The following is a 5187-nucleotide window of genomic DNA, read 5'->3' on the forward strand; positions in this document are numbered from 1 at the left end:
TGGGATGTTGGGTGTGTGGTAACCTCAATTATCTCCAGATTTTAGGGGGTGGCAAGTTTTTTGCATTTTAAGCCCTACAAATCAAGATTTTTATTAACTTTTTACTATATAAGTTTTGACAATACGTGATCGAAAAGGGGGAGAACAAAATGAAAATAATTTTAGAATCCCTACGATTTATGTTTATATTTTTAATGCTATTGACCATTCTAGGGGGAATTGCTCACCTTACTTTTTCAAGCATTGGTATTGCCGAAAATTATGATTGGATTGCAATGATCGTTGCATTTAGCTTAACCTTTGTTCTATACAGGTATAAAGGATGGGGAAAAGCATTTGACAAAAAAAATCTTTGGATGTCTGTAATTTTAATGGTTCTCTTATCATTGGTTATTCCAGATGTATCACCTACACATTTACACACGACTGAATATGGCTATTCGTATGGTTTTCCTTTTAAATTTTTAACGTTATATATTGAAAATGGGAGCAAATTCGTTATTCCAAATCTATTTTCCGGAGGAATTACTGGTTGGAATGTCGGGATGGGGCTATTTGGAAATATTATATTGTTCAATTTTTCTCTTCATTTCATATGTAAAAAGTTAACAAATGAAACTAGGGATCTTGTAAATAAGGAGAGTTAATGAATAAACTGGCGGGTGCGATTGTTCAAAAAGAGCAGTCATTTTTTAGCGAGCAGATTTATAAAATGATTAATCGGGAGGAGATATACTATGGAATTATATTTTTTTCGCCACGCACAAGGACAACATGTGATGAATCCCCCAGAGAGCCTGCAAATGACGGACCCCTATCTTACTGAAGTAGGTGTATGGCAAGCAGAGAAATTAATAATCATTACTTGAAATAATTGAATCGATTCCTAGCAGAAAAAGGAGCATTTCCATTGAAACTGGGGAAAGAGATAAGAATTTTCGTGATGTGTTCATGCACCTGTATGAATGGCATGCAATGCTGGAGAGATGGTATAAGGAAGGCATGGATGGAGATATTCCTATTATGCCAGCACGCGGGTTTAAATGGCGTACGATCAAACTACTTAATATGCAAATTTGGGAAAACTATCAAGATGTAACATTAAATCAAGCGCTAAAAAAATTGAAGTTAAGCCATAAAAGAGTGATGGGACTCATTGAATCACATACGAATGAAGAAATCATAACAAAAAAGTACTATAAATGGACTAAAACAAGTAATTTATATAGCTATTTTGCAGCAAACACTTCAAAGCATTACATTTGGGCGATAAAAAAAATGTGAAGCGATTGCAAAGGCTATAAAAGAAGGGGAAAAAGACAGGGTAGCGAAATAATGAACCTAGACTATCGAGCGGTTTTTCAAACCTTTGTAGTCGGAAAAGAAGGGATATTGTATGATTGTAGAATTAGACAAAGCTGAATTTAGTAAGTGTAGAAAACTATTTAATCAACAAGGGCATTTAGAAGCAAAAGCAGTAGTTGAAAATATAAATCCGGGTCGGATCTTTGTAGATGATATAAGTAACCCTACATCCGGGCTGATTTGGTTAGGAAATAATGACGGATTTATATTTTTTGGCAGTGAGCAAAACGAGCGGTTCAATAATGAACTCAACCATTTTTTTGACAATATCATTATACCTGAAGCAAGAAAAATCCAACTAAATTGGTTTATAGGGTTTGGCAATCACGATAAATGGAACGAAATTATTGAAAAGACCTTTAAACATCGTGAATTAGGAAGTTGGAATCAAAGGGTGTATATTTTACCTAAGGATGATTATAAAGGGAATCATGAACCCGTAATGGAACAAGGGTATAAGGTCTTAAAAATCGACCCTACTCTCTTTGAAAATAAGAATAACTCAATCAAAAACATTGAATTTTTACGAGCAAAAATATTAGAATTTTGGTCCTCACCAGAAAGCTTTTTTAGTAATGGCATAGGTTATTGTATTGTTTATAAAAATGAAATCGTTAGTACTTGTTTTTCAGGTTTTGTTGCTGGAAATATACATTGCATCGATATTGAAACATTAGAGACACATCAGGGGAAAAAATTAGCACAAAAGGTAGCTCACAGAGTTGTTAAAGATTGTTTGGAGAATAATATAGTTCCATATTGGGATTGTATGGAAATGAACAAGCCCTCTGTTGCAATTGCGGAGAAGATAGGATTCAAAAATGTATTTAACTATATTGGGTATGAATTTTCATTCGAATAATTTTAAAAGAATGAGGTGCTTTCCATGAAATTAGGACTAAAACGGGATGAAGTAAGATTGGAACCCTATACCGTGGAATGGAAGGAAGAGTTTCATAGGGTGAAACAGGTGATCCTAAATTCAACCCCTATTCACGAAAGCCGAATTGAACATGTTGGAAGCACGGTTATAAAAGGGATGGTTGCCAAACCAATATTGGATTTAGTTGTGGGTGTAGATGATATTGAAAATGTTGATCAGGCTATTTTTCAGGGATTAAAGAGGGTTGGTTTTTTAAGGCTTCGCATCCAACGTCCTAATGAAATCGTGCTTGCCAAATTTAATAATGAAACCTATGAAGAAAAGACCCATATTATCCATTTAGTTGCCTATAATAAAGAACACTGGAAAAACTTAATCTTTTTCAGAGATTACCTAAACGCAAATAAAACAGCACACGACCAATACATTGACTTGAAAAAGAATTTTTTAGAAGAAAACAATGGCGGAATTGACGAATATACCAGTTATAAAGAACAATTCGTAAGGGGAATTTTTGCGAAAAGAGATAACTATCAGAAATAGCCGATGGGGGGATTATGCTGTATAAGATTAGACCTTGTTTATTGGATGATTTACAACAAGTATTGGATTTATCTCAACAATGGGCAAATGAAAATATCACAATCGGTTACGAAAACGTTCATCATACACTAGAGAAATTGGCTAATTTTATAAATGAAGTATTCAGATATGCCGAATAACAGAAAAAAGGGAAGGAATCCCCTATTAATCAATAAAAGCATGTAAGGCTTCCTTTACGTAATAATGGATTATCTATTCATCAATTACAAAATAGAAGCTACTGATTTTCTGGATTTCAATTCTTTTCCGCTATTAATTTTTCAATAGATTGTAGTTCATGTTTGGGGTAGTCATCATTAAAACCATATTCATTCATAAAATGTATAATCAATCTCCATTCCTGCGCAGCTTCTAGGTACCTTTTTTCTCTAGTAAATAGAAATGCTCTACTAAATCTACCATCAATAAATTGAGAATCAAGTTGGACAGATTTTTCCCATGAATGTAATGCTTCTTCATGCAGTCCTAGACGAGATTGTATTTCTCCGTTGTAATAATGTAATTCGGCATAAGTGGAGAAAAGCTTTAGACCGGCATCAATTACTTTTTTTGCTTCGCTAATTTGATCGGATTTTAGGTAGCATTGAGCTAGATAACAATAGTTCCTAGGATCCTTAGGAGCTTTTTTTAATTGCCCTTTGTAATATTCAACAGATTTATGATTTTCAAAAAGCTGTGCCCTTACTCGTATATGCTGTGCGTGCAGTTTACTGCTGATCCATGAATATTTTGTCGACAAAAGTTTACTTTCTAATCCCTTTTGGTAACTGCTTGCAGCTTCTTCTAGATATCTATTCGCCTTCATTTCAAAAAGGTAACCATAAGAAAAGAGGGATTCAGGGTTATCAGGTTGTTTATCTAATGCCTCTTGATAAAGTTCGAGTGTTCTTTTCCAGAGTGCATCGTCATAATGATTCTCAAGCTGTTCAAGTAACATATACTTTTCATTTTTTTCCCATTTTAGATTAAATGTTTCCACCAAGTCTTCACGCTCCTTTGTTTAAAATATGTTGTTTAACGCGATCTCTTATCTCACCTAATAACCTGCCTTCTGGAGAGGGAAGTCCGTCTAAATCTTGTAGGAGATTTGTCACAATGCGTTGAGTAATTTTTCCTTCTATTTCATCCCATACATCAGGGGTACAATGTTCAATTTCTTCTCTTAATCGAAACACTTGATGTATACTTTTCAATATCGTCACCTCCAATGATCGTTGCTAATTTCTTTAGACTTTGTCTATATTTCCATCGTACTGTCCCTGCTGGGATCCCCAGATCCTCACTAATTTCAACATGTTTTAATCCAACGATGACATGCATTACGACAATTTGCCGTTCAATTTCTTCCAGTTGATATAGAGCTTCGGATAGCATTAATTTTAACAATGGATTATCGCTTTTATTATCTTTAATCGTATCTACTTCAATTTGTTCAGGCCGTTTTTTACGTACCGTGTCTAAACATAGATTACGTGTAATTGATATCACCCAAGCTTTGGGATTTGTCCCTTGTTGATACTGGTCTGCTTTATCAAAAACCCTTACAAAAGTTTCTTGTAAAATATCTTCAGCTAACACAGGATTTCTAAGAATAGAGAGTGCTACCGCATAAACGGGGACACGGAATATTTCATACAAATCTCTTAGTGCCTCAACATTACCGCTGGAAACTGTTTTTAATAACTTATCTAGATCCATTTTACACCTCCCTTATAACCATAACGTTCCAGTGATGCATTTTGTTGGAAAAAATTAAAAAGTTTTGAGTCTCCGCAATAAACACTATAGATTTATTTCTGCAAATTAACGAGAAGGTTATAAGGCGCCAGATGTCGAATATTGCAAGGGAGCAGATAGGCGGTAGAGAATGTACAATCAAGCTGTTTTGAAAAAAGCGCTTCCAGATTACCTTAATTTAATTGGCAACAAGTTCTTCACCTCAATAAGCACTATTGCAAAACAGAAAAAACATCGAGACAAAATCTAAAAAACTACTTCTACTACAAAGGAGGGGAAAGTATGTGGGAAAGGAATATAATAAATACAAAAAGAGGTCAGTTTGAATTTTTTCAAGCTGGAAATGGAGTACCTCTGTGTGTAACACATCTTTACAGTGTATTTGGCAAGTAAAAAATGTATGAAATGGCATTTAAAAATGCATGCCACTTGTCGCCTCCAATTATTGCTGTATTAATGATTCTTTATAACGAAAACTCTCACCGTTAAAAAGTAGTAAATGTGAATGATGAATAAGTCGATCAATCACAGCCTCTGTTAATATTGGATCCCCAAAAACATGATTCCATTGTCCAAATTGAAGGTTGGTAGTAATCACC

Annotated in this window: 10 protein-coding genes; 6 read left to right on the forward strand and 4 right to left on the reverse strand. The window is 34.4% G+C overall.

All coding sequences use genetic code 11. The features are described 5' to 3' along the window. Positions 1-149 precede the first annotated feature (149 nt). From KI363_RS21345 to KI363_RS21365, 6 genes are all read left to right on the forward strand, one after another. Entirely contained in the window at positions 150-647 is a 498-nt protein-coding gene (locus tag KI363_RS21345) for a hypothetical protein (RefSeq protein WP_212967585.1), read from the forward strand. A gap of 90 nt (positions 648-737) precedes the next feature. After that, the gene (locus KI363_RS22325; protein ID WP_281414155.1) at positions 738-869 is read left to right on the forward strand and encodes a hypothetical protein; all 132 of its coding nucleotides are present in this window, start codon (positions 738-740) and stop codon (positions 867-869) included. 40 nt (positions 870-909) lie between these two features. Beyond that, entirely contained in the window at positions 910-1284 is a 375-nt protein-coding gene (locus tag KI363_RS21350) for a ClbS/DfsB family four-helix bundle protein (protein ID WP_246516993.1), read from the forward strand. Between the two features lie 112 nt (positions 1285-1396). Then, entirely contained in the window at positions 1397-2227 is an 831-nt protein-coding gene (locus tag KI363_RS21355) for a GNAT family N-acetyltransferase (protein ID WP_212967586.1), read from the forward strand. Between the two features lie 24 nt (positions 2228-2251). After that, positions 2252-2791: a GrpB family protein gene (locus tag KI363_RS21360; RefSeq protein WP_212967587.1), complete on the forward strand. Its 540-nt coding sequence runs from the start codon at positions 2252-2254 to the stop codon at positions 2789-2791. A 14-nt stretch (positions 2792-2805) separates the two neighbouring features. Further along, positions 2806-2970, forward strand: a complete 165-nt coding sequence (locus tag KI363_RS21365; RefSeq protein WP_212967588.1) for a hypothetical protein — start codon at positions 2806-2808, stop codon at positions 2968-2970. A gap of 116 nt (positions 2971-3086) precedes the next feature. On the opposite strand, the gene KI363_RS21370 is transcribed toward KI363_RS21365, so the two are convergent. The 4 genes from KI363_RS21370 to KI363_RS21385 all read right to left on the reverse strand — a co-directional run. Further along, entirely contained in the window at positions 3087-3833 is a 747-nt protein-coding gene (locus KI363_RS21370) for a tetratricopeptide repeat protein (protein WP_212967589.1), read from the reverse strand. A gap of 4 nt (positions 3834-3837) precedes the next feature. Next, positions 3838-4044, reverse strand: coding sequence for a hypothetical protein (locus tag KI363_RS21375; protein WP_212967590.1), 207 nt, complete (start codon positions 4042-4044; stop codon positions 3838-3840). Beyond that, the gene (locus tag KI363_RS21380; RefSeq protein ID WP_212967591.1) at positions 4001-4549 is read right to left on the reverse strand and encodes an RNA polymerase sigma factor; all 549 of its coding nucleotides are present in this window, start codon (positions 4547-4549) and stop codon (positions 4001-4003) included. The genes KI363_RS21375 and KI363_RS21380 overlap by 44 nt, the downstream gene beginning before the upstream one ends. Positions 4550-5030: 481 nt before the next feature. Then, positions 5031-5187 (reverse strand): ATP-binding protein (locus tag KI363_RS21385; protein WP_212967592.1); only part of this gene is annotated, 157 nt, incomplete at its 5' end.

The sequence above is a fragment of the Lederbergia ruris genome (genome assembly GCF_018332955.1).
GTDB lineage: Bacteria > Bacillota > Bacilli > Bacillales > Bacillaceae_C > Lederbergia > Lederbergia ruris.

What these genes read in the sequence shown, in the direction of transcription:
- KI363_RS21360 (WP_212967587.1), top strand. Translation starts at nt 2,252, where the DNA reads ATGAAATTAGGACTAAAACGGGATGAAGTAAGATTGGAACCCTATACC.
- KI363_RS21355 (WP_212967586.1), top strand. Translation starts at nt 1,397, where the DNA reads ATGATTGTAGAATTAGACAAAGCTGAATTTAGTAAGTGTAGAAAACTA.
- KI363_RS22325 (WP_281414155.1), top strand. Translation starts at nt 738, where the DNA reads ATGGAATTATATTTTTTTCGCCACGCACAAGGACAACATGTGATGAAT.
- KI363_RS21365 (WP_212967588.1), top strand. Translation starts at nt 2,806, where the DNA reads ATGCTGTATAAGATTAGACCTTGTTTATTGGATGATTTACAACAAGTA.
- KI363_RS21345 (WP_212967585.1), top strand. Translation starts at nt 150, where the DNA reads ATGAAAATAATTTTAGAATCCCTACGATTTATGTTTATATTTTTAATG.
- KI363_RS21380 (WP_212967591.1), bottom strand. Translation starts at nt 4,549, where the DNA reads ATGGATCTAGATAAGTTATTAAAAACAGTTTCCAGCGGTAATGTTGAG.